Origin of the sequence: Ruegeria sp. AU67 (assembly GCF_900312795.1) — a bacterium.
In the GTDB taxonomy this organism is placed as follows: domain Bacteria; phylum Pseudomonadota; class Alphaproteobacteria; order Rhodobacterales; family Rhodobacteraceae; genus Ruegeria; species Ruegeria atlantica.
Map to the genome: position 1 here is coordinate 94,963 of NZ_OMPH01000027.1, position 24,059 is coordinate 119,021.

At 53.3% G+C, this 24,059-nt stretch carries 21 protein-coding genes and 2 pseudogenes; 8 read left to right on the forward strand and 15 right to left on the reverse strand.

What is annotated here, in order from left to right; all coding sequences use genetic code 11:
- Positions 1 to 111 precede the first annotated feature (111 nt).
- The 4 genes from DK510_RS14490 to DK510_RS14505 are packed head-to-tail and all read left to right on the forward strand — an operon-like array spanning position 112 to position 3,812.
- Positions 112 to 1,071, forward strand: a complete 960-nt coding sequence (locus tag DK510_RS14490) for an ABC transporter substrate-binding protein (protein WP_234416594.1) — start codon at positions 112 to 114, stop codon at positions 1,069 to 1,071.
- Positions 1,068 to 1,877: an ABC transporter ATP-binding protein gene (locus DK510_RS14495; protein ID WP_108859902.1), complete on the forward strand. Its 810-nt coding sequence runs from the start codon at positions 1,068 to 1,070 to the stop codon at positions 1,875 to 1,877. The genes DK510_RS14490 and DK510_RS14495 overlap by 4 nt, the downstream gene beginning before the upstream one ends.
- Positions 1,874 to 2,746, forward strand: coding sequence for an ABC transporter permease (locus tag DK510_RS14500; RefSeq protein WP_109312708.1), 873 nt, complete (start codon positions 1,874 to 1,876; stop codon positions 2,744 to 2,746). The genes DK510_RS14495 and DK510_RS14500 overlap by 4 nt, the downstream gene beginning before the upstream one ends.
- A complete protein-coding gene (locus DK510_RS14505; RefSeq protein WP_109312709.1) occupies positions 2,736 to 3,812 on the forward strand; it encodes an Ldh family oxidoreductase in 1,077 nt (358 codons plus the stop codon). The genes DK510_RS14500 and DK510_RS14505 overlap by 11 nt, the downstream gene beginning before the upstream one ends.
- Positions 3,813 to 3,854: 42 nt before the next feature.
- Here DK510_RS14505 and DK510_RS14510 read toward each other — a convergent pair whose 3' ends face one another.
- A complete protein-coding gene (locus DK510_RS14510) occupies positions 3,855 to 4,532 on the reverse strand; it encodes a GntR family transcriptional regulator (RefSeq protein ID WP_109312710.1) in 678 nt (225 codons plus the stop codon).
- A 9-nt stretch (positions 4,533 to 4,541) separates the two neighbouring features.
- Entirely contained in the window at positions 4,542 to 7,418 is a 2,877-nt protein-coding gene (locus DK510_RS14515; protein ID WP_109312711.1) for an FAD-binding and (Fe-S)-binding domain-containing protein, read from the reverse strand.
- A gap of 134 nt (positions 7,419 to 7,552) precedes the next feature.
- On the opposite strand from DK510_RS14515, the gene DK510_RS14520 reads away from it, so the two are divergent.
- On the forward strand, positions 7,553 to 8,716 hold the full coding sequence (locus DK510_RS14520) for an alanine--glyoxylate aminotransferase family protein (protein WP_109312712.1): 1,164 nt from the start codon (positions 7,553 to 7,555) through the stop codon (positions 8,714 to 8,716).
- Positions 8,717 to 9,155: 439 nt separating this feature from the next.
- Here the strand turns inward: DK510_RS14520 and DK510_RS14530 are convergent, their stop codons facing one another.
- Entirely contained in the window at positions 9,156 to 10,406 is a 1,251-nt protein-coding gene (locus DK510_RS14530; protein ID WP_109312713.1) for a Xaa-Pro peptidase family protein, read from the reverse strand.
- On the reverse strand, positions 10,403 to 11,188 hold the full coding sequence (locus tag DK510_RS14535) for a 2OG-Fe(II) oxygenase (protein WP_109312714.1): 786 nt from the start codon (positions 11,186 to 11,188) through the stop codon (positions 10,403 to 10,405). The genes DK510_RS14530 and DK510_RS14535 overlap by 4 nt, the downstream gene beginning before the upstream one ends.
- A 101-nt stretch (positions 11,189 to 11,289) precedes the next feature.
- Between DK510_RS14535 and DK510_RS14540 the strand changes: the two genes are divergently transcribed.
- Complete coding sequence (locus DK510_RS14540; RefSeq protein ID WP_109312715.1) at positions 11,290 to 12,171, forward strand: LysR substrate-binding domain-containing protein; 882 nt, start codon at positions 11,290 to 11,292, stop codon at positions 12,169 to 12,171.
- A 250-nt stretch (positions 12,172 to 12,421) separates the two neighbouring features.
- Here DK510_RS14540 and DK510_RS14545 read toward each other — a convergent pair whose 3' ends face one another.
- From DK510_RS14545 to DK510_RS14570, 5 genes are all read right to left on the reverse strand, one after another.
- Entirely contained in the window at positions 12,422 to 12,601 is a 180-nt protein-coding gene (locus tag DK510_RS14545; RefSeq protein WP_109312716.1) for a hypothetical protein, read from the reverse strand.
- The gene (locus DK510_RS14550) at positions 12,580 to 13,257 is read right to left on the reverse strand and encodes a nucleotidyltransferase domain-containing protein (protein WP_109312717.1); all 678 of its coding nucleotides are present in this window, start codon (positions 13,255 to 13,257) and stop codon (positions 12,580 to 12,582) included. The genes DK510_RS14545 and DK510_RS14550 overlap by 22 nt, the downstream gene beginning before the upstream one ends.
- Positions 13,258 to 13,574: 317 nt before the next feature.
- Positions 13,575 to 14,654 (reverse strand): hypothetical protein, encoded by a 1,080-nt coding sequence (locus tag DK510_RS14555; RefSeq protein WP_109312718.1) that lies wholly within the window; start codon positions 14,652 to 14,654, stop codon positions 13,575 to 13,577.
- A gap of 900 nt (positions 14,655 to 15,554) precedes the next feature.
- On the reverse strand, positions 15,555 to 16,010 hold the full coding sequence (locus DK510_RS14565; RefSeq protein WP_234999091.1) for an MOSC domain-containing protein: 456 nt from the start codon (positions 16,008 to 16,010) through the stop codon (positions 15,555 to 15,557).
- A complete protein-coding gene (locus DK510_RS14570) occupies positions 16,007 to 16,552 on the reverse strand; it encodes a MarR family winged helix-turn-helix transcriptional regulator (protein WP_109312720.1) in 546 nt (181 codons plus the stop codon). The genes DK510_RS14565 and DK510_RS14570 overlap by 4 nt, the downstream gene beginning before the upstream one ends.
- Positions 16,553 to 16,638: 86 nt before the next feature.
- Here DK510_RS14570 and DK510_RS14575 point away from each other — a divergent pair, with 86 nt between their 5' ends.
- Positions 16,639 to 17,388, forward strand: coding sequence for a hypothetical protein (locus DK510_RS14575; protein ID WP_109312721.1), 750 nt, complete (start codon positions 16,639 to 16,641; stop codon positions 17,386 to 17,388).
- Between the two features lie 138 nt (positions 17,389 to 17,526).
- Here DK510_RS14575 and DK510_RS14585 read toward each other — a convergent pair.
- Positions 17,527 to 17,796: pseudogene (locus DK510_RS14585) on the reverse strand (catalase); the annotation flags it as partial.
- Between the two features lie 69 nt (positions 17,797 to 17,865).
- Between DK510_RS14585 and DK510_RS14590 the strand changes: the two are divergent.
- Positions 17,866 to 18,549, forward strand: a pseudogene (locus DK510_RS14590) (IS6 family transposase).
- A 69-nt stretch (positions 18,550 to 18,618) separates the two neighbouring features.
- On the opposite strand, the gene DK510_RS14595 reads toward DK510_RS14590, so the two are convergent.
- The 5 genes from DK510_RS14595 to gntH all read right to left on the reverse strand — a co-directional run bounded on the left by DK510_RS14595 (position 18,619) and on the right by gntH (position 24,057).
- Entirely contained in the window at positions 18,619 to 19,272 is a 654-nt protein-coding gene (locus DK510_RS14595) for a DUF3299 domain-containing protein (protein ID WP_109312722.1), read from the reverse strand.
- An 18-nt stretch (positions 19,273 to 19,290) separates the two neighbouring features.
- The gene (locus tag DK510_RS14600) at positions 19,291 to 20,694 is read right to left on the reverse strand and encodes an ABC transporter permease (protein ID WP_109312723.1); all 1,404 of its coding nucleotides are present in this window, start codon (positions 20,692 to 20,694) and stop codon (positions 19,291 to 19,293) included.
- On the reverse strand, positions 20,694 to 21,380 hold the full coding sequence (locus tag DK510_RS14605; protein ID WP_109312724.1) for an ABC transporter ATP-binding protein: 687 nt from the start codon (positions 21,378 to 21,380) through the stop codon (positions 20,694 to 20,696). Before DK510_RS14605 ends, DK510_RS14600 begins: the two co-directional genes overlap by 1 nt.
- A gap of 29 nt (positions 21,381 to 21,409) precedes the next feature.
- Positions 21,410 to 22,519, reverse strand: a complete 1,110-nt coding sequence (locus tag DK510_RS14610) for an HlyD family secretion protein (protein WP_160116533.1) — start codon at positions 22,517 to 22,519, stop codon at positions 21,410 to 21,412.
- 83 nt (positions 22,520 to 22,602) lie between these two features.
- Positions 22,603 to 24,057 (reverse strand): guanitoxin biosynthesis MBL fold metallo-hydrolase GntH, encoded by a 1,455-nt coding sequence (gene gntH, locus DK510_RS14615; protein WP_109312726.1) that lies wholly within the window; start codon positions 24,055 to 24,057, stop codon positions 22,603 to 22,605.
- Positions 24,058 to 24,059: the final 2 nt, after the last annotated feature.

The window sequence follows — 24,059 nt, forward strand, 5'->3', positions numbered from 1 at the left end:
CAATCGCTGTGAGGCGTCAACATTCAAGGGAGGAAGACTACAATGATGAACAGAAGGACTTTCACAGCGTCCCTGCTTACTGCTGTTCCAGTAGCAGGAGCACTAGGAACAATGGGTTTTGCGCAAGACTTGCGTGAAATCACCTTCGTGCAACCAAGCCCTTCGGCAATCAACTCATTTCCTGTGTTTGTCGCCATTGGCGAAGGGTACTTTGCAGATGAAGGATTGAACGTGACAGTCGAGGCGATCAACGGCTCAGGCGCCGTGCTTCAGGCGTTGTCTGCTGGGCAAGCGCATTTCGGTCGCCCTGGACCCGGACCTCTGATCGCAGCGCGGTCGCGCGATGTGGATGCCGTACATATCTACAACGTTGCGGCACGCAGCAACTTCGGCATCGCGGTGCCAGAAGATTCTGAAGTCCAAAGCGTTGAGGAACTGCGAGGAAAAGTCATCGGAACCGGCACCGCGGACGGTGCCGAAGTAGGTTTTGCACGAAACGTCTTGACCGGTGCAGGTATGAAAGAAGGTGAGGATTTCACATTTCTTACTGTTGGCGACGGCGGCCCTGCGACTGCAGCTTTCCTGAACGGTGAAATCGACGCATATTCTGCTTCGACGGCTGATACAGCAATCCTGAACCAGCGCGGAATGAAGGTGCGTGACATCACGCCTGCGGAATTCGGGCGTTTCTTCGGAAACGGTATCGCCACAATGGCTGACACAATCGCCAACGATCGCGAATTGGTCGAGGCCTGGAGCCGCGCGTTCGCACGTGGCCATGCCTTTGCTCTCGATGATGCTAACCGTGAAGCTGTGCTGAAGCATCTGGCGGACGGCAATCCGCAGGAAGGCGAAGACAAAGAATTCCAGGCCGCGCTGTTCGATGCCGTACGCTCGAAGACCATAGCAGCGGATCCAAGCAATGGTCTGGGATGGTACCCCGCCGAGGTTTGGCAAGAATGGCAAGACGCACTTGTCGCAGGGGGCGAAATTCCGGGACCGCTTGATGACTTGAGCGCCGCCTGGACCAATGAATTTGCCGCCATTGGCAACGAGGCCGCCAGCAAATGAACGCTGCAGCCGCACAAGAGTTTTCCGGCGCGCCCTTGGGCACGCCGGTCTACGAATTGACCCATTTAAGCAAGACCTATGCACGCAACCTTGTTGTTGCGCTTGAGGACATTAATCTGACGCTACGGAAAGGAAGCTTCACTTCTGTCATTGGGTCCAGCGGGTGCGGGAAATCCACACTGCTCAAGATCATGGCGGGTCTGATCCCCCCCACCAAAGGGCGTGTGATCCTACAGGGCCTGCCAGTGACCGGTCCCCGGCGAGACATTGGTATGATGTTCCAACAGGCAACACTATTTCCCTGGAAAACAGCAGTGGAAAACATCGTGTTGCCAATCGAGATCCGCGACGGAAAGGCAGCCGCCAAGCAAGCAATGGGCAAGGCTCACGAACTTTTGGACATCGTGGGTTTGAAGGGGTTCGAAAACGTATACCCGAATGAATTGTCGGGCGGCATGGCACAGCGCGCCTCAATCTGCCGTATGTTGATCACTGAACCAGCTGTGCTTTTGTTAGACGAACCATTCAGCGCGCTGGACGAGCTGTCACGTGACATGATGAATATGGAACTGCAGCGGATTTGCCATGAACAGGATGCGACTGCTTTTCTTGTTACGCACTCTATTCAGGAAGCCGTGATTTTGTCCGACGAAATCGTCGTATTGAAACCACGCCCAGGCAGGATTGCCGAGATCGTGAAGGTCGACCTGCCACGCCCACGCACGTTGGATATGATGACCACGCCCAAGTTTGGCGCTATTGTGGACTACATTCGCGGCCTCCTGGATAAGGGAGAAGAAATGTGAGCGACGTTCATAACCACTCACCTTCCCTAAAGGATTCTGACACCGCAGAAGACACGGTATGGGAACAGAAAATTCACTTTATCGACTCGGTCCCACGCTGGCTGGCGATGACCTTTGTCTTCGTGGTTTTCGTGGGCACATGGCAAAGTGTCACGAGCCTTGGGCTGGTTTCCCCAATCATTTTGCCGACACCGATGGAAACCCTAAAAGATATGATCTTCGTGGGACAAAATCTATTGACTGGCGGCTACATGCTTGGGGCGCTGTGGATCACAATCAAAGAAGTTATCTATGGTTTTGCGCTGGCAATCGCGATCGGTTTTTCGCTGGGCGTTTTGGTGGGGGAAACGGCATTTGGTGAAAAGGCAGTTATGCCTTACCTGGTGGCCATAGATACCATGCCAAAGGTGGCATTTGCCCCACTCTTTGTAGCGTGGTTGGGTTTTGGCATTGAATCAAAGGTCGCGCTCGCTGCCTTTATCGCGACATTTCCAATCGTTGTTGGTACTGCGGCCGGGCTTCACGCTGCCGACGAAAACGCGCGTATGCTTTTCAAGACGATGGGCGCAAGTCGGATGCAGACATTGTTCAAGATGAAACTGCCGACTGGCCTGCCGCAAATTTTTACCGGCCTTAAGATCGGAGCAGTCGGCGTAATGGCTGGTGCGATCACAGGAGAATTCCTGGGCGGTGGCAAGGGATTTGGCGAACTTATCCGAGTTGCGGCCTCGCAGCTCAACACGCCGCGCGTCTTCTCGTTGATCCTGTATCTCAGCCTTGTTGGTCTGGTGGTTTTTGCGTCGGTGGTTTGGACACAGCGTAAATTGGTGTTCTGGCACAAAGAACAGGTGGGAAGAGATGACTTCTGAGCCTGTGAAAATAGACTGCCACACCCTGCGTGAATTTGTGGCGGTCGCGCTCGAAACTCGAGGTGTGTCAAAAACAGATGCGGACAAGGTGGCCTCGTTGATGGTCGAGGCCGACATTTATGGCTACGGTACGCACGGTGTCTTTCGCCTGCGCCAGTACCTTGCCCGGCTGGCGGGAGGTGGCTCCAATCCTACGCCAAAAGTAACTGTAGAACATGAGACTGTCGCAACCGCTTTGATCGACGGAGACGATGGCCTCGGCCATCTGGCTATGTCGGCGGCGCGGGATCTTGCAATTGAAAAGGCAAAAGCGGCCGGTATCGGGTGGGTTGGTGTTCGGCGCGGCAATCATGCGGGACCACTCGCACTTTATGTACGTCCACAAGCCGAGGCAGGGCTGCTTGGTATGGCCGCGGCAGTGGGCAGCGCGAACCACGTCCCGCCTTATGGCGGTAGCGATTTGCTTCTTGGCACCAATCCCATTGCTTTTTCCGCCCCTGCCGATGGTCCCGACCCGTTTGTGTTTGATATGGCGACAACCGTAGCTGCGATGGGCAAGATAAAAACCCTGTTGCAGCAAGGCAAGCTTATGCCCGAGGGCTGGATGGTTGGGCGTGATGGAAATCCATTGACGGACCCCGCCCTCAAGTCAGAAGGATTTCTGTTGCCGATTGGGGGTCCGAAAGGGTTCGGTCTTTCCGTAGCTATCGGGTTGATGGCCGGGGTCTTAAACGGCGCGGCCTTCGGTTCTGATGTGGTCAATTTCACCTCGGACACAACTTCATCCACAAACACCGGCCAGTTCGTTATGGCGCTCAATCCGGCAGCCTTTGGGATGGGCAATGACTTTGCTTCTAACACAGCCCGCGTGTTTTCTGAAATGCGTGCATCCGCCCCCCTGCCCGGTCATGATCCCGTGCGCCTGCCGGGCGACGGCAAAACGGCTGCCGCAGAGGCCCGCCGCAAAGACGGTGTGAGGCTGAATCCCGCTCTTTGTCGAGACCTCAACAAACTTGCTGAGGACTGTGGGTTATCCCCTCTGTTTCCTAGTCTCAGCGCCGACTAGCAGCGCATCCGTGGGAAGCTGGTAGGCGCTTTTTACTAGGGTTTAGCGAGGTGTCTCGTCCTCTGCCTCCAGAGCTTTCACAAGAGCAGAAAGTTTGTTCATCATGTGAAGCTTCATGGATTTCCCAAGCCCATCTGCATTACGGGCCCTGAGTAACTCCATCATGGCTTCATGTTCGTCGATGGCCTGCGCCCAGCGCTCGTCCGACAAGTTGGCCATAAAACGTGCGCGGCGGACCCGTGCGGCCAACAGCTTGTGGTGGCTCGCAAGGATATCGTTTCGCGCGCCACGTATCAGTGCCTGATGAATGTCCTGATTGGCATTAAAATATGCCTGTCGGTCATGTGACTTATAGGCTTTCAGCATATCGGCGTGGCGACGTTCGATTAGTTCAATTTCAGCGGAATCCAGGTGCTGACATGCCAACTCTCCCGCCAGTTGTTCAAGCGTCGCAAGCACTGGAAACGTATTCTCCAATTCCTCTCGCGTGACACTTGCGACGCGGGCCCCCCGGTTGGCTTGAAGTACCACAAAGCCTTCTGATGCAAGCACCTTTAAAGCTTCTCGCAAAGGTGTCCGTGAGACCCCCAACGAGTCACAAAGCTGCTTCTCGGGCACTTTTTCACCCGGCTCTAGCACATCTTCGACAACCAGGTTACGCAGCCTTTCGACCAGTTCTTCATGAAGGGTCGGGCGTTTAATGCTGTCCGTCAGGTTCATTTCCATTTCCTAAACATCAAGAACCATATCCAACAGGCGCGCGACGTGCATGGGCTTCCGCTGCGTACCTTCGGCGATTTGATGGCGGCAAGATGTCCCATCGGCCACGATAACTGCATCTATAGGTGCTGCTTCCAACGCCGGGAACAAGTCAAGTTGTGCCATCTTTATCGAAACATCGATAGTTTCAGGCGCATACCCAAAAGCCCCGGCCATTCCGCAACAACCGCTTTCTATCATGTGAACCTGTGCCTCCGGAATACGCTTCAAAAGGTTGAGCATCGGTGTGACGGCATCGTGTGCTTTCTGGTGGCAATGCCCATGCACATAGATCGGGCGATCCAACGGCTTCAGGGGCAAGTCCGGCTGATCGGCCAGAAATTCCTCAAAGGTACGCGTTGCATTCGACAACATCTCCGTTTCCGGCCCCGGGCAAAGCGCCAAAAACTCATCCCGGAACGTGAGGATAGAGGAAGGTTCGAGCCCGACTACTGGAACACCTTTTGCAACCGCCTCTCGCGTCGCGTCAATCACGCGTTGTGCCTCGTGACGCGCTTCGTCTACGCAGCCCATAGCTAAAAGAGTACGTCCGCAATCCAATGCCCTGTCGGATTGATCGTCTCGCGCCACGGCCACCCGAAGTCCGTTTGCCCGCAAAACCCGGACAGCGGCGCGTAAATTTTCCGGTTCGAAATACCGGTTGAACACATCGGCAAACAGCAACACCTGCGGATCATTGTCCTGAGCCTCGGCATCACGGAACGGAGCAGAAGACCACACTGGCAGATCACGTCGCGCTGAAATACCAGTCGGTCCCTCCAATAGCTTACGCGAGGGTCCAATTTTGTTTCGTAAATTCACAAGCCACGCGATTTTCGCGACTTTTGGCGCATATCGGGGCAGGTGAGCTATAAATTTGTCTGCCAACGTCAGCCCATCTTTTTTACGTTTTGCTGACAATACTTCGATTTTCATTCGCGCCATGTCGACGCCGGTCGGACATTCCCGAGCGCAAGCTTTGCAGGACACACAGTACTTCATTGTGTCCAACATGGCATCAGACGACAAACCGCCCGGCATCTGCCCGCTGATGGCAAACCGCAGCGTATTTGCCCGTCCACGCGTAACATCACGCTCGTTTCGGGTCGCTCGGAAAGATGGGCACATAACCCCACCCTTGAGCTTGCGGCATGCACCATTGTTGTTGCACATCTCGACGGCGCCCTGAAACCCTCCTCCGGAACCTGGCCAAGCGGACCAATCCAGCGTCGTTTCGAATTCAGGAACCGAATAGCCCTGACCATAGCGGAACAATCGCCGGTCATCCATCGCAGGCGCGTTCACGATCTTGCCGGGGTTCATCACCCCGTTGGGATCAAACCGGTTTTTAACCTGCTCAAACGCAGAAACGATACGCTGACCGAACATCTTCTCATGAAATTCTGATCGTACGATCCCGTCACCATGTTCACCTGAATGAGATCCTTTATATTTTTTGACCAGTTCAAATGTTTCTTCGGCGATCGCCCTCATTGTCCGGACGTCTTTGTCCTGCCGCATGTTCAGCACAGGTCGCACGTGTAAACACCCCACCGAGGCATGCGCGTACCATGTTCCCTTTGTGCCATGTTTTGCAAAGATTTCGGTCAGGCCAGCGGTGTATTCGGCGAGGTCGGGCAGCGGGACAGCGCAATCTTCGACAAAAGAGATTGGTTTTCCCGCCTCTTTCATCGACATCATGACATTCAACCCGGATTTTCGGTACTCGGCGATAGAATTCTGCAAAGAGTTGTCCGTAACAGAGACAACGCCGCCCCACCGGTTTTCCGCACCGCTGAAAGCAAACCCGAGATCTCCCATCAGTTGCGAAAGCTCGACCAGTTTTGCGGCATTTGCCTCGACGCTACCCTCGGCGAATTCCACCAGCAGTAGGGCTTCAGGATTGCCCTCAACAAATGCATTAATCGTTTCGCGAAACAATGGGATTTCACGCCCCAACGCAATCATGGTGTCGTCGACCAACTCTACCGCCTGGGGATTGAGTGTCACGATGTGCTGAGTGGCCTCCATTGCAGCACGGAATGTCGGGAAATGGCACACACCGGTAACTTTCGCGGCCGGCAGCTGTGCCAGACTTAATTCCAGCTCTGTGAAATAGGCCAATGTGCCTTCTGACCCCACCAACAAATGGGACATGTTGATGTCGTTACCGATGAGGGCGTCGATATTGTACCCGCCCACACGGCGTTGGACTTTGGGAAAACGAGCGTCAATTTCAGCAGCCTCGCGACGCCCAAGAGCGCGCATGTCACCAACAAGATCCGCAAAATCGCCTGATGCGGCCGTATCAGCGCTGAACCGCGCTTCCGTGCCGTCAACCATGATTGCGTTTATCGCACGGACGTTGTCTCGCATGATCCCGTATCGCAGAGATTTTCCACCTGAAGAATTGTTTGCCGCCATCCCCCCAAGAGTGCAACGAGACGCTGTTGACGGATCCACGGGAAACCACAGGCCATGCTTCTTCAAAGCTACGTTCAATTGATCCAGAACAACACCGGGCTGAACGCGCACAATACGTTTCTCAACGTCTACGTCTAGAATTCGATTCAAGTGTTTCGTGTTGTCCAGCACAACACTCTGATTGACCGTTTGCCCGCATTGCGACGTACCGCCGCCGCGAGGCAGAACCGAACTTCCTTCGTCTCGCGCAATGGACATTACAGCTTGGACATCTTCTGTGGACCGAGGGATCACCACAGCGTCCGGTGTCATCTGATAGATTGAGGCATCGGTCGAGTATCGAGCAAGCGATGCCGGATCTGACATCACCTCTCCCTGTACATCAGACAACAGTCGGCGGTACAACGATCCATTCTCTACCATCAGGTTCGCCTTCCCTTACTTGTACGCCTAATTAGACGCTTCACTTCATCATTGACTGAATAATGAATTCATAATTAACTTTTGCAATAGGCAATAGCGTCACTCTTTTGGCACCAGCGTAAGGATGAGTTCAAATGCGTCAGGCAGGCAGACATTTTTTGCAGATTCCAGGGCCGAGTGCTGTGCCAGAGCGCATCCTGCAAGCCATAAGCACGCAGACCATTGATCATCGAGGACCGGATTTTGCTGAAGTGGGGAATAAGGCCCTAAATGGCATGAAGACGATTTTCAGGACAAAACAGAACGTCTTTATTTATCCTTCATCCGGCACCGGCGCATGGGAAGCCGCACTTGTGAACACGGTTTCGCCTGGCGAAAAAGTTCTGATGTTCGAAACAGGGCATTTCGCCTTCATGTGGTGCAACTTGGCTGGAAAACTAGGATTGCACCCAGAGCTGATCGAAGGGGATTGGCGCGGCGGCGCGGACCCCAATCAGATTGAAGACCGTCTACGTGCGGATGAGCAGCACGACATCAAGGCCGTGTGCGTCGTTCACAACGAAACGTCCACCGGCTCAGTCTCACCAATTGAGGAAGTGCGCAGGGCCATAGACGCAGCAAAACACCCTGCGCTTCTAATCGTGGACTCCATCTCCGGCCTTGCGTCGATTGATTTTCGGTTCGATGACTGGGGGGTCGATGTGTGTGTCTCCGGCTCGCAAAAAGGACTGATGTTACCGCCTGGTCTGAGCTTCAACGCCGTGAGCGATCGGGCGCTGAAACACTCAAAATCCGTGACCACGCCGCGAAGTTACTGGGATTGGCAGGATATGGTCGGGCCAAATCATAAGGGGTTCTTTCCCTACACCCCCGGCACCAATCTTCTCTATGGATTAAATGAGGCCATAGACATGTTGCACGAGGAGGGGTTAGACAACGTTTTTGCCCGTCATGCCCGACACGGAGCCGCGACACGGGCTGCCGTGCGCGCCTGGGGTCTTGAGGTTTTGTGCACACATCAAGGTCAGGAATCGGGCGTCTTGACTGCGGTTAAGGTCCCAGAGGGTCACTCCGCCGATGCGTTTCGTGCTACGGCCCTTGAGCACTATGACATCTCACTAGGAAATGGTCTGTCCAAGGTAGCCGACAAGGTGTTCCGCATTGGTCATTTGGGCGATTTCAACGACCTAATGTTGATGGCCACCCTTTCTGGTGTAGAAATGGGGCTAACCAAGAGCGGTGTGCCTCATAACGGAGGCGGCACTCAGGCTGCCTTGGAGCATCTCAAGGCTGCGTAGCGCTGGACAGAGTTTCTAAAAACACAGCCAAACCAAGACTCATAGATCGGACAATAACCAACCTTTTTGACTGCCTACTCATAAGGAGACTTACAATGACTCGCATGACGGAAAAGTACTTTGACCAGAAACTTCTGGACCTGTAAGACTTTTTCGCGCACGGCAAAATCACCAAACGCCAGTTCCTGGATCGCGCCGGTATGTTTGCGGTTGGTGGTTTGTCAGCTTTGCGTCCTTGCGACAAGCAATGGCCTGTCTTTCACCGTCGTCGCCACACGCTACCTTTCGATGCACCATGACGCGTTCAGGTACTGATGTTAATGCGGGCTGCGGCGAATTAAACGAAAGAGCCCATGTTACAAAATGCTGCGATCCGTGCGAATTTCGGCTTTCGCCTCGGATTTGAGGACTACTGTCTCCTACCCGAGATCGCAGGGCTTCATTCAAACGGGAAGCAATCTAATCGCTCGTATCCCTTGTCAGTCACCAGAACTTGGGTTTCAAGCTTTACGCTCTCGGAGCCTTCTTCCGCCATCAAGCTTTCGACGCAGACAACCATGCCGGACTCGAACCGCCCTGACATCGCGCCGGGGCCCCAATCTACGTGCAAGGGCACCACCGGCCATTCATCAGCCATGCCGACACCGTGCACCGCGAGTGAATAACGGTAAGGCACGTGCGCATCGGGGATGCGCCAACTCATCTCATTAAATTCGGTGAAGCTCGTGCCGGGCCGCACAAGGCTAAGATTATCATAAATCTGATCCAATGCGGTATCATACAGGCGGCGCTGTGTACCCGTCATCTTTGTATATCCGCAAGTCCAGGACCGGGACAGGTCGGCGCAATAGCCGTAAGGCCCGATCATATCAGTATCGAACGAAATCAATTCAACGGCCTGACAGACCCTGTTTGAACATTCCTGATACCACGGGTTTGTCCGGGGTCCACACGTCAGCAACTTGGTTTCCAGCCAGTCTCCGCCTGAACGGGCGTTTTCAAAATGCAGGTGTGCCCAAAGCTCACGCTCGGTCACGCCGGGGAGGGAGTGGTCGTAAATGCGCGCCATACCGGCCTCGCACACATGGATTGTCCAGCGCATAAGTTCGATTTCATCGGCTGATTTGATCGATCGGGCGATTTCGGTGATTTGCGTGCCCTCTATATAAGACAGCCCGCGCGCTTCCAGCGCATGGACACCGCTTCCAGCCAGAGTGTCGCAGGCAATACGCGTGTTGCCGCCACCATATTCTCGGATCAAGTCAGTGATTTCATCGGCCCAGTCTTGAATGGTGGTCCCCACCTTGTCACCCGAGGCCATGAAAATCCAAGTTTTGGCGATACGAATTTCGTCAATTCCGGGTAAGCCCTCGCTTTGATGCAGGCAGCCCTTGAATTCGAACATTATCGCCGGACCACCCGCAAGGATCAGGGCATAGCGCATGGGATTATGTAGCGTCCAGACCTGCATGTTTGAACAATCAAACGCGTAGCGAATATTGCATGGATCATAAAGCAAAAGTGCCGCGCAATCCGATTGGTCCAGATGGTCGCGTAGACGTTGCAGCCGATATTTCCGTGCGCGGTTTAAAACCATATCAGGTACGGGGCTTATTAGGGGTTTGTCTGCGCCCTCAACATTCAGATAGGTCAGTTTGCGGTCATCTTTTAATGCAGCACTTGAATTCATGATGCACGTCCATAGAACCCGATACGCTCCTGCTCCGAGAATTGCACGCCTGAGCGCTCGTAGTAGGAAAATACAGCGATGATGCGGTCCTGATCACCTCTGACAGGTGTAACACGATGAGCTGTGTTCTTGCCTTTGAAGATGTTGAGAGTACCGGGTTCCAGCGTTATGAGCGTTGGTGTGCGTCTTCCTTCTAACAGATCTGCCACACCTTCGAAGTTTGGATTTATGTCGCTGCGCAGATCCTGATCGTATTCGAAGTCACCGCCCTCATCGGGGGCCTGCAACATCAGCGTCGTCGTAAACTCTGAGCGGTCGAAATGCCAGTTAAGTGCCTGACCATCTGAGTAGCCCATGACATTCACCCGGGCGAGCGGGTCCTGCATCGTGAACAATTCGGTCTTGTCCATGACAGCGGCTAGGAATTGAGCGAAGGGCCGCCATTCATAAAGACGGATCACTGCGGCACGGCCCATCTGATCGGCGCAGATAGTCCGGTTCGAAGTTTCAAATTCTGTCAACGCTGGATGATCGGACTCCAGACCAACGATATCCTTCTTGAAGAAGATATTGTGACGTCGTGCGTGAGTGAACGCCTCGTGATCAAGAACCGGCTTCAATTCTTCTACCGCGCCCGCCAACGCCTCGGGTCGGAAAAAGCCCTGCAAATTAAACAAACCATCTTTGGCCAGGCTGGCCTTGCAGCTCTCGACCAAATCCTTCCAGCCAAGGTTATCAGGCTTGCCCAGGGGATAACGCTCTAGATCGATCAGGTCTTTCATGTCAGCCCCTCCATGGTGATGCGCAGAGGTTAAATGTGTAGTGCCCTTTCAATCAATAGTGTTTCTAATTATCATCCATAAGCAAAACTTTCGGATGACTCATGGACAAAAGCGCTCCACTCAACGCCCTTCGTGCTTTCGAAGCCGCAGCCCGCACCGGATCGTTCACCAACGCAGCGCGTGAGCTGGGGGTCAGTTCGGCCGCGGTCAGTCAACAGGTTAAATTGCTTGAGGACTTTTGGCAGGAGATGTTGTTCATCCGGCAAGGCAATCGAATTTCATTAACCGAAGCCGGGCAAACCGCCTATCCGCAACTCGCCCATGCCATGAGTGAATTGGGCGCGTTGTCAGCCAAGATGCTGCGCAAGCAGCAACGGAAGAAACGATTGACACTAAGCTCACCTCAATCAGTGGCTGAAACCTGGCTCGCGCCGAAAATCGCTGCGCTCGCAGATGATGACGCTCATGTGCCGCTCAGTATCCGTGTGGACGAAGACCCCATTGATCTGGTGCTAAACAAAGTAGATTTGCGGATATTCTATGGTCACGATCTCTATGGTGAATACCAGGTTGAAGAGCTTTTTGCGGATAGATTGATAGCCGTCGCCAGCCCGGGTTTTGCCGCGCGTCATGGCAACAAGTTGGGAGCCGTAGAGGATAATTCCTTCATTCACACCGACTGGGGACGAGGGTTCGCATCTTCTCCGGACTGGGAAACCGCGTTGCTGGGCCACAGGAGAGTCGACCGCTCTTCAGGTCCGCTGGTTCAGTCCAGCAGTGCGGCTCTTAATTTTGCCAAGCACGGCTTGGGTGTTGCGTTGGTGCCAAACATGATGGCTGCCGATGAACTTTCCGCAGGAAGGATCACAACAATGGAATTTGAACCGTTAGAGCTCACACACAGCTATATGCTGGCTTACCCAAAGAGACTCAGGTCAAACCCTGAGGTCCGACTAATTCTTGAAACGTTACGGAATGTGTAAGATTACTGACCCGGTCAGTCTTGAAACTGAGTAGTGCTCCAAAGTTTGCTGGAGCTGTTGAACATTCTCAAAGCAGACATTAACGCATTTGTGTACAAGTCTGTTACGTCCGCATTGCGGTTGTCGCGATGCGGCACCCCGAACGGCTGGTTTCGCAACCCTTGAGTGATTGGCGGTATTATAGCGAACCACGAACGTCTCTGAATGGGTGTTATATGAAGCGATCGCTGGTTGCGTGCCCGACCTGCTATCATGTACCTTCGACAATGGTATATTGGGCCTTGGCATTTTCTTTCACAAAGTACCTCAGCAGACTATCGCCCTCGGCGATGAGGTCGAGGCGATCTTCGTTCTTTTTCACCACGGCTGCCCATGCCATTTGATCTAGTATAAAATCATCGATGATCGCTATGCGCAGCCCAAGGCCCATTTCCTTGGTTTGCTTTTCAATGTCAATAACCCCTCAATATACCCGATGAGGTCGGGTAACAGATCCTGATCTTTCACGAGATCATGAAGGTTTATCGGCGGCGGCGTGCCGGATATTTGCCTGATCCACGAGATCGCCAAGGCGGGTCTCAGTATGTAGAAATACGCCTTGAAAATCACCACCTGGCTCTCACTAACATGCTTGTCCCATTGCTTCTGTGCCAAGTGGCGATAGTGGTGCAGACAGGATTCTCCGTAGGTCGTCCTGGCTGCAAAGGCAATCAGCCGTTCACATACCGCATCATTCCATCTGTACCTAATAGGACTGGATAACCATTCCAACAGCACGGGGTTAGGTTTGGTCAACAAACCAAGTGCTTCACGAATATCCCATCCGTTTATGTCACAATCGCCCTCAATGGGCAGTTCAATGACATCACGACCAGGCTCAATGCTCAGGTACCAGTCTGTCCGAAGTGCGTAGGTGAAGCGTACATTATAGTCGCTGTCGGGAGACGGGAAACCCCATACACGGCTACCGCTTTCAATGGCGAACAGCACCCGGACATCATGATCCGCCTCTAAAGCGGTGAGTTTAGATTGGATGACTTGCTCGATCTCAGGCGAAATGCTGGAAGAGAAAGTTGGGCGGGTCATCGTGTTTCTCGCAGTGTCAAATCGGCCATCTGAAACGGTACACCATGGTTTTATCAACGAGATCTAGGGGAGCAACCGCGGCGCAATGGCCAATGAGGGCTGTATTATCATGTGCCCACCCCCCCCAACTACTATTGGCGAGCATGCGCCGAGGAACATCTGACAACTCCACCGCGTGCTCTGGTTCAAATATCCGTTGAGACCATCGGATCAGATTAACTCATTACTCTGGTCGCCAGTTCACGAACCACACCTCGTGTCTCTTTCGGGTACGCGCGAACAAATCCGGCTTCACCGGAAATGGTCTCGATTTCTTTTCAGTCCAGTGCGGGACCCAGATGGATCGCTGCGATCTCAAACTGCTCTGCCCTTTGGCCCAGTGTAACGTAGGATCCCGCGAAAGCCTGAATACTCTCTTCAGTGATGTAGCAACGGTAATTCTGCGTGTCCGGGTTTCGCACCGAGATCTGATTAAGGAAGCCACCATCCCACAAACGCCGGATCGATATCACATTCATTTTCAAGCGTGCCGCCGCATCCAAGAGCGGCAGGTCGCCAGAAAATGCACGCTCCTGCTTTTCTAAGGCTTCAGCTTGATCGATCAGCATACCAGCCAACCCGTCGACTTTTGGATCACGCGACACGCCGGTCAATCGACCTGCCACCCAATCGCTTACAACGCGTGCCAGAGGAACCCGGCTCTTTCGGCTGAATTCCTTGAGTGGCAACCTATGACGCGCCGGTGATGCGACGCGCAGGCCTTCAAGCCGGGTCAGCAAGGTCTGCACAGAGGAGGATGACAAATAGCGCAGAGACGTTCCAAAACGATGGGCTTCCAAAACATTCTGCCGGATCAGCGCCTTCACCTGGACCGGATGGATATTCAGCTGGGTCGTGGTGGATTTGATATTCTGCAATCCAGACCAGAAATCGAGCACGGCGGCCAGATCCTCATGGCTAACATCTTTCATATTTGACAGGTCGCTCGCATTTTGACCACGAAGATGGACGAGAATACCTTGCACCCGGACCTCACCGACCCCATGTAACTCCCGCACGCGTTCAAGCGTGATGAGTTTGGGTGTTGAAATTTCCGTACCCAAAACTTTCACGCCGGTCTCCAGCGGATAGTTCTCCCGTACAAAATCCTGCACGCAGGCCCTGAGATCCACTGCTGCAGAGTCCTCTTTAGTGTCTTTCAGCCAGGTGTAGAATTCGCCCATATCTGTCGTGAAATAAGACCGTTTAGAGCCAGACCGGCGTCTGGCGCGCTCCAACTCAGATTTCAGGGCTTCCGGCCCACTCCTCAGAACCTCGAACCCAGCCGACATGGCGGTACGCTCCAGCTCGAAATCCAATTTCGAACTACCGACACTGTGATCCACGGCAATTGTCATGCCTAACGTTAGAGCGGCCTGATGAAGATGCGTTAGCTCCAGAGGTCCAACCAGTCACCGGAAACCCCGACGTTGATACGGCGACTCAGGTAGGTTTCAAACCAGGATCGCCCAAGCGTTTTCGCGTCTTGAGCCGCATGAAAGATCTGATCTTTGTGACACGCCACCTGTACAACCACGTCATAAGTGAGATGTGCAACCCTATTAGACAACACCGTGTCCTCGGCTACGCCTGCAGGCCGCACTACCATTGTCGAATTGCATTGCCTCGCCCCTATCCGCGTTCGCCACGTGGCAGATCAGCAGGAACAGGCGCCTTCGGCGTCTGATCTGCAAATCAGCCCTGATTTTCCCAAAAGGAAGTCAGGATCAATGAAATCGGTCTAGGTGCTGGATGAGGGAAGTGAGGCGAAAATGGCAAGGTTCTGTCGCTGGTGGCAGAACTATGTGTCGCCTTACAAGTACTGTGGAACGTCACTGATATTTGACTCCATCGACAGCTAAAACCTCAGTAAATCAATGAATCACGTCATTCAATTTTGACCCAAACGTCAAGCATTTCTCGGCCAAGGCGATTAATGGCATTTTATCGATGCTGGCGTTGATGTTTCAATTTTTGCCTACTCCACCCAGCGACTGACAAACGCGTTGGGGTTCTTATCCGGAGCCTCCAAGCCTTTCCGATGTATCCTCCTTGGCATTGCCCTCAGCCATTCTGCCAAAAGCTTGTCGCCAACCTTCAGCAAGTTCTTCCATCTGAGACAAAACCTCGGCATCTTCCGGCAGAATACGACGAGTCAGACGTGCGCGTGTAACAGCTAATACTGACCAATTGGGATTTGGCCTTTCAGCCAAGGTGATCCGATCACCGGCGCCAACTTCGCCAGGTTCGAGTACACGCTAGTACCATCCGGTTCGGCCCGTCTTCTGAAACTGGTAAGGCATTTCCTTGCGCCCCGTGTGTAGCCCAAGTTTCCAGCACGGTTGCCGCCCCTGGCTAATTTGAACTACCGCCGTCCCGAGTAACAGGATGTCGCCGATGCAGAGGTTTTCCTCGGTCAATCCTGTCGTAGAAATGTTCTCACCAAACGCCGCTGGCATTGTGCCGGGTGCCATTAGGTCCTCTGCTTGCCAAGCCGAATAGTGATCAAAATCATAGTGATGGATGGCTTTGTCTTCGCCTCCATGCACGGTCAGGTCCGCCTGAGCGTCCCCGGAAAATCCAAGCAAGGTAATGGCTTGCCGCCCGCCCACCCGGTCTTTCTGAATAGCAGACGGTGGTTTACCTTCCCAGCGATCTCTGATGGATCCAAGAAAAATGCCGTCGATGTTTGCCGACAGTTCAGGATGGTTCATCTAGCTTCCTCGTGCTCAATGCAGATCTTGTCTTTTTCGCCGGGCTCCAATGAAACACTCAACAATTTGCAAAAACCGTTTTCCGTCGTGACATCATGATGGGCGCAGGATTTGCATTGGCCGAACGATCGGCCTCCATTTGCGGCCAAAGCCAGACTGAGGCTTTGCATCAGCCCCTGCTCAAGCATGGCTTGGTTTTCTAAGGGCATAACTCCAATTGCCTGAGCAACTGGGTTTGTCTGACGAACGATCTCGCCCCCGTCCTTGGTGAGTTCGTAGGAAATCGACCGCTGATCATGTTCTTTGCGGTGCTCTTCTACATAGCCTTTGCGCGCCAAAGCTTTGAGCGTCTGTGACATCGTTCCACGGGTTGTTCCGATGTATTCTGCAACATTCGATGGGGAGCGCGAGTACATGTTCGCCTCAGCGAGGTACTCGAGCGCCATCCTCTGAGTCGGGTTCAAATCTCCCGCCCATCCTTCGGAAGCATAAATCCGGGCCAGACGGTTGATCAGTGCGCGTATGCGATGATCTGTGTTCATATCACTTTTAGTAGCGACTCGAAATTATAGTTGCAATGTAATTCTCATTATAGTAGCGACTCGCTATCTTTTAACAGGAGACCCCCATGAAACTCTCAATGCTCACTTCCACTCTGGCCCTGTTCATCGGCAGCGCAGCTCTTGCTGATGGGGACCATGCCATCCATCAAGATGGCGCCATCATATCTTCGGCAGACGCCAGTAAAATCGCGGACTTTGACATTCTGGCCGCGCACGCGCATCGCAATGGAAACACCGTCACTTTTCACATGACAACGAATGGAGCGGCTGGCGCCTCGGTTCCGGTGGCAACCGGAGAGGTCGGTGGATCAGACGTCTGGTCATATGTCTGGCCTACGTCCTTGGACCCTTCGGCCGTTGGGTTCGAAGGCGGCACAGGCATCCTTGCAATGGCCGCAACCAGTCATCCAGATTTTGATGACACACCGCTTTTTGACGAAAACGGCGACGGAGATCCGGCCAATGACGGCATCGAATGGCACAGCCACTGGGTTGTGTTGACCCCGACCGAAGCGTGCGGACCCGACGCGCTTGCCGTACGGGACATCCCCGAAGGTTCCACACCCAAGCTACCTGCGACATGGCCTGGGTTCCCGATCTTTCTGGACAGCCCTGGGTTTACACCGCTATTCGACGGACCCGAAATTGTGGTGAACGCAGGCTTCGCCAGCGACGTAGAACTGGATGGTGTCGCTTATGACGGTGTCACATCCGCCTTGAGGGTTAACGCGAATATCCATGCGCCCTTGCTTTGCGTCACAGATGTTTTCGACGTCGCATCTGGCGACCTGAGTCTGCCGGGCAAACTTCACTGAATTTCGACCGTGCAGCCGCCGATCCCAAGGCGGCTGCTTGCTAAAGAGGACGAGAATATACAAACACCAGAACTAGACGTATCGGAATGGTTCAACACAGACACACCCCTGACTTTAGGCGGCTTAAAAGGACGGGTTGGTGAGATCAAATGGGTTGAGGTGATACGTACCCGCATACTTCTCTGGCATGACTTGGACGTAAAGCGTTCATTTCGGGAAATCCCCTTTTTCAATGGCATCGTAGAGATCACGCTGATGACTTTCGCGGTCGCCGGCGATGATCTGTGCTGCTTCTTCATCAGTCAGATTCTTGATCCCCTGCTGGGTTTTAAAGTGGAATTTGACCCAGAACCGTTCGTTCTGTACATTGATAAAACTGAACGTGTGGCGGATGTGTCGCAAACTTTGGGTCTGGATTGACGAGCATGTAGATTTCGAAGTTGGTTGTCCGCGTATCGTTCTCCAACAGGTTTCAGCATGATTTTCTTGAAAGGCTGTCATTTTCCCAAGGATGCGGTTTTGTACGCCGTTTACTTCTACCTGCGGTACACGGTTTCTTATCATGACTTGGAAGAGATCATGGCTGAACGAGATGTGCGAGTTGACCACGCCACATTGAATAGGTGGGTTGTGAAATACTCGCCGATCGTCGCTGCTCGTGCGCAATCAATGAAGCGTCCAACTCAGAGTTCATGGCGCATGGACGAAACCTACATTCGTGTGCGCAGCAAGTGGATGTGTCTCTATCGAGCGGTCGACAGAGCGGGAAACACCCTTGATTTCATGCTGTCTGAGCGTAGGAACTGTCCAGCAGCAGCACGGTTCTTTGGCAAAGCGCTGGCTTCAAATGGAATCCCAAGCAAGATCGTCATCGACAAAAGTTGAGCCAACGCGGCGGGCATTCGAGAGGTGAACAAAATCCTCAATCGGTTTGGCTGCCCAGCAAAAATCCAAACGGCCAGGTCCAAGTATCTGAATAACCTGATCGAACAGGATCATCGATTTATCAAGCGTCGCGTACGGCACATGTGTGGGTTCAAATCATTCAGATCCGCATCAGCTGCCTTGGACGGCATCGAGGTCGCCAACATGATCCGGAACCGGCAATTCCCCAGCAATACGACGTCTGGCTTCCAGCTATTCGCCGAGATCGCAGGATAGGTGTGCCCAGTAAGTCGCTGACTTTGGCCGTTCCAAATGTTTGCGACACATCCCCTCTAGTCTGACTGATCAGTCATAGATTTCTACCGACAGCGCATCCATCGCATATGAGGTTTCGATATTTGCCTGGCCGTCCACGTAATTGAGTGACTGGGACCTGCTCAGTGCCCGCATTTCCCCGCTTATCCAGACAGGCTTATATAACTCGTCGATTTCGAAGCCTTGTTCGTATCGCACATAAACCATCTGATTGGCTGGAGGTGGTGGTGTGTGAATGCAGGCTCCAACTGTCGGAACCAGAAGGAATTCGACCGCCTTCTGGTCGACAATATCCAGGGGAAGGAGATAGCCGGGAAGACGCACGTTCTCCCCCAAAAGGTCAAGGTTCGGTTCGCGCGCGGCAATCAACCGTTGGTTCATCACAATTTCGCGTTGTTCAAACAACCAATCTGGGTCAAGACCTTGAGATACGAGGTCTTCGCGGATCTGAAACGCTTCGGCGCGCTTCTCGTCATCCGCAGTGCCCGCATGCAGAATCTCAATCCGATAAAGCATGGCCAACGCATTGACCTGAGAATATTCTAGGGTGGCAAAAGGATCGTGGTAAGGCCGCTCTTCAGGAAGGAGATCCTGCCAACTTATGTTGCGCGGATCCGCTGCTAGAAGAGGCCCCGCAATCGCAAGGGCGAATAAGATATTCAGAAAATGCGCAATGGTCTTCATTTCAGCGGATCCTTTTATTCAAAGCCGCACCGACAGTCCGTCTGATAGCGTCATACGGTACACCCTTAACGCAGGTATAATACTGGCAAGAAGACCAGAGCAGAAAACGATGGCTATGAGAAGAACCTCGCGAAAACTCGGCACGCCAACACCGATGCGAAGCCCAAAATTTGCGGCAAGAAGCGGATCTATCACGAGCGTGAGAGCGCTGAGCGCGATTACTCCAAGCACGATGCCGGCCAACAACAGTAAAACGGCTTCAAGCAAGATCAGGGAAAAGACGCCGGCTGGTGTTGCGCCCACGGATCGAAGGATCGCAAATTCACGCCGCCGGTTGTCGAGCGAAGCAGACAACATGACCACCATGCCGATCATTCCAGCCACTGCCACAGCGCCTGCCATCAGACGCAGCGCAGTCTCGGCCGTACTGGTAATCGACCAAAGCTGCAACAGCGCAACATTAGGAAGAACAGCGGTCAGTGCCTCGTCGCGATGGTCTGCCAGTTGCCGTTGAATTGAAAGCACCGCCGTTTTCTCCTCCAGCCCGGCAAAAATCGCGTTGATGGTCCCCGGTTCATGATCATGGCCATCGTGATCGTGCCCGTCAGAGGTCGTGACAGTTTGCCCCTCGTCTTCATGGCCGCTTCCGTGAGCATGACGGTCGTCATGTTCCTGATGCCCTTCTTCGTGCTCGTCAGGCTCGTCTAACTCCACATGGTCATGGTCTTCGTGTTCTCTGGCGACTTCTGGTGCTTCGATCAAAACGAATGGGTCCGCAACCTCTGACGCAGGTTCTTCGTGCAAGGCGTCAAAACCCTCGAGTGAGACAAAAACCATTCTGTCGACGGCCGTCCCGGTATGCCCCAGCACGCCGGTCACTGTGAATGGCGCTTCGTCGTGCACATCAAAGGCGACTTCCCCTGAGCCATGGGCATTCACGATTTCAGTGCCTGACGTGTACCCGAAAGCCTGAGCAACTTCTGCTCCAATCACTGCACCATCTGGAGATTTAAACGGAACACCTTCAGCAAATATCAGTTGCCGGCCGCCACTATGACGAAAGTGGTCAAAATATTGCTCGGACGTTCCGATCACGGGATATCCACGATGGTTGTCACCCATCATAATTGGCACTGCCCAGCTTATCTGGGGCAGATCTTCGATCATCTCGTAGCTGTCCCAGCTGATACCAGCGCCAGTTGTGCCGACACCAAAAACCGTTGCCATCAGGATCTGCACATCGTTTCCGCGTGCCGCAATGATCAGATCGATCCCTGATGCAGAATTGGCAAAACCCGCTCGTGCCTCTGTTCGCAGTCGTTCAACCCCAACAATCAAAGCCACGCTCAAGGCAATGCTAAGAACAGTTAACGCAGCGATAAAGCGGCGATTGAGAAGGCTTTTATAACAAAGATTAAACATCACGTTTTGCCCGCGTTCAGCATCGGCAAGTCAACACTCCGATCGAAGTGTTTTTCCAGGCTGCGATCATGGCTGACAAATAACAAACTCGCCCCTGATGCTTTGCATTCCTTCAACAACAACTGGACAAACGTATCTTTCGCTTCCTCATCCAAAGCCGAGGTGGGTTCATCCGCCAAAACTACTTCAGGCGCCCCTATCAGAGCACGCGCCGCCGCAACGCGTTGTTGCTGCCCAACACTCAGTGCGCTGGCAGGTCGATTGATGAGCTCAGTATCTTTAAGACCCAGCTCACTTAGCAACCGTGTGGCGGTAGCCTTGGGGTCTGGCCCCGACCGATTGCGCCGTTGCGCTGAAAACCGGCAGGGCAGCAACGTGTTTTCAAGCGCGCTGAGCCAAGGCAAGAGATTAAAGACCTGGAAAACAATCCCCAAATGATCCACGCGAAAACGGTCACGATCACCTCCGGCCAAAGCCCCGACATCCGTGCCTGCAACGCGAACCGCGCTTTGCGGTACATCGATCACGCCAGCAATTGCCGAGAGCAACGTGGTCTTTCCGCTGCCACTGGGGCCTCTCATAAACACGCTTTCCCCGGCCTCAAGATCGAAGCTATCGACTGAGAGAACCGGGTCAGGTTGACCGGGCCACCGAAACACCAAGGATTTGAGTTCGACAGTTTTCATTGATGACACAGATGCTTTGGCTTGGTTTTTCAAAGATAATTGAGCTTTTTAGTGATCCAGAAAAGGATCTCTGCCAAAACACCAATAGCTCCGGCTTTGTCTGTCTTGACCAAAGCTGTTCCTGACGTTCCAAATTGCAAGGAATTACTGTCTGCATCTGCAGGTAGTTCAACCAATACGATGTAGCTGGATATCCCGGCTAGTTCGCGCAATGAGGGAAGACCTGATCTTAGATCAACAGTACCTTCGACAGTTCCGACCGGAAAATCGGAAATACGGCCGGTAATTTCTTCACCGGGTTCCGTTCTAAATGCAAGCCGGATTTCGTCACCGACCGAAACATTAGCGCGACTAGATTGGGGCAGAGTAGCAATTACTGCATAGTCCCCAGGTTTGACAAAAGTTATTGCCCCTTGTAGCGGAGTGGCGCGGTTACCTGGTCGTAGTGATACAGCCGTGACAACGCCGTTTCCCGGCGCTTTTACAACTGTTTGCTCTAAATCCCAAAGAGCTTGCGCAAGTGTCTGTTCGGCCTCCACAACACCTGCGTCACGCCCGTCGATCTTCGCGGCGATACGTCGCTCAAGGCTTGTCTTCCGGGCTTCTGCTGCGCGGATATTCGCGGTCAACTGGTCGATGGTTGAGACGGCCTCTTGCAGTTGGAACGTGGTTGATGCCCCGCGTTCTTCCAAACGGATGATGTCATCGCGACGCTGAATTCCGAAAGTCAGCTGAGCAGTCAGGGATTCAATCTCGGCCTCGGCAGCTGATAAATCTGATAGCAGTTGATCGGCAGATGACTTTGCAGTTTCCAAAACAGCTTCGAGCCGGGAAACCTCGGCTTTGAAAACCTCATTATCTATCCGGAATAGGGTCTCGCCCTTTGCGACTTCCTGGTTTGGCTCCACAACGACTTCTGTAACCGTGCCCGCCACGTTCGGAGCAATATTCGTTGAAACACCCTGAATGGATACCGGGCCAGTCGGAGTTGTGTGGTTCAGCGCACCGATGACCACCAGAGCGATAACAGCGGCTACACCGTAAACTAGAGTTTTCCAGAATCCATTCCAGGGGAGAAGGTGAAACTTGGAAAAGACCAGCCAGACTATTCCAAAGTAGAGGCCAAGTACGATTAACAAGACTTCATTCCTTCGTGATGTTTCCAGAAAAGCTCGAACGACCACCCGAACTTACGAGTGATCGCCCTGTTTGTCATGATGACTTAGTTGTCACCTTGCTCTTCCAACACTTTGCGGTTGGCTTCACGATGGCGCCACGCCGCGCCCATACTCTCCTTCAGGTTTTCGGGAAGCGCTTCCAGAGGAACAACAAGATCGTCATCAACTGGCCACTCGGTCAGCAGCTCAGGGTGATATCCCTCGGGATAGTACAGCTTAGGATCGATCTCCATATCGCGCACGTAGGGTTCTTGAATGTCTTCGCGCCGATGGGGTGGCTTCGGCACGATCAACTGACCATTGCTAAAGTCAAACTGCGGTGCTCGTGAGTTTGGGAACTCGGGTAAGATGCCTTCTCGAACCCATATCTGATCTTTGGTGACGTTCACAACGATCCCGTCAGGCGCTCCAAAGTGATAGGGGCCTTTCCAGTGCTCTCGGATTTCCGCCACGGTTTCCTCGATCTGATAGGGGTCATAGCTCATGTGAGTGTTCATCAAAAGCCTGGGTTGCACCAGGTTGGCAATGTAGCCGGCCGCATAGCTCGGCGTGTGATGGGTATCGACGGTATAACGCCCGAGGAATGGCGGCACGCCTTGAACTCCGGATGAGATTTCGATGATTTCCTGCTGCTGTTCCGTGACGAAGACATCACAGCCTTTGGCAAAAGGAATATCGATCATGTTGGGTCGACCGTCACCAGTCCAGATGAAGCACATGCCATTCCAATCCATCCGGTATCCAGACGCACCGTCCTTGGCATGGCTTCTTTGCCAGTGTGTGACTTTGACCCCGTCTTCATCATAGATCACGCCGCCATTGTCACGGAAATCAAATTCGTTGACTTCGATGTCCCAACCTTTGCCAACGGGAAAGACGCTGAACGCATCCCGGTGCCAGCCGGTCATCATTTTCATGCCTTCTACCATCGTTGCGGTGCCGTACTCCTTGGTGCGGCCGGATGGGCCGTGGACCGTCAACTGCTCGTGCCATCCACCTGCCCAGGTTCCGAACATCCACAGGTACGGCAGACCACCAAAGTGGTCTACGTGCAGGTGCGTGATGAATACATCGGTAATTTCATTCAGTGCATATCCACTGGCAATGATGTTCGCTGGTGAGCCCTCACCAATGTCAAACATGAAAATCTTACCGTTACCCAGCTCAACAAGAATCGCTGTGTTCATTTGCCCAGGGCGAATGAACGGGGCAGATCCCATGAAGATAATTCTCATCTCGTTGGGCTGTACATCTTCTGTGCGTGGGAACCAGTTTGCCGCACTTTTCAACCACGGTTGAGGAGAGATGCCCTCAAAGGTCAGACCCTCTTTCCAACGTCCCATTGGCACGCCGCCAGTCAGCGCAGCCTCAATATCTTCTTGGGATGAGGGCTCCTGTACCGGAGGAGCCTGACCGAACGCATTTGTGGCGAACAATGTCGCTGCGACGGCGAGTGCGCTGAGTGACTTAATTGACTTCCTCTGTCTGTCTTGCAGCATAT